Origin of the sequence: Blautia sp. MSK.20.85 (assembly GCF_013317245.1) — a bacterium.
Taxonomy (GTDB): Bacteria; Bacillota; Clostridia; order Lachnospirales; family Lachnospiraceae; genus Blautia_A.
The window spans coordinates 1-320 of the sequence record NZ_JAAIUN010000128.1; the positions used below are offsets into that span (position 1 = coordinate 1).

The 320-nt window shown below is 39.4% G+C and carries 1 protein-coding gene; it reads right to left on the reverse strand.

Translation table 11 applies throughout. The annotated features are described in order from the left end of the window. The coding region (locus tag G5B12_RS17215) for an ISAs1 family transposase (protein ID WP_174088997.1) at positions 1 to 320 on the reverse strand (320 nt) is incomplete at both ends.

A 320-nucleotide genomic window follows, 5' to 3' on the forward strand; every position in this document is an offset into this window, starting at 1 on the left:
GGTCTTCTTATATGCCCCCTTTTCGCGCATTTCTTTTTGAAACTCCTCATTCGAAAAGTATTCTTTTACATCTTCGTACATTGTGTATTGATTTTTCTTCAATGCCAGAACATAATCCGCTCGTTTCTGCCTGATTTTTCCTGCGATCGCTGTCTGCGTTCCCATTGCATCAATCGTAATGATCTGACCCTTTATCTGGATTTTTTCCAACAGCTCTGGAATCGCTGTTATTTCATTGCTTTTTTCTTTGACTGCTTTCTGTCCCAGACAAAATCCATCTTCCTTACTCCATGCAGAAACAATGTGACTTGCTTTTTCTT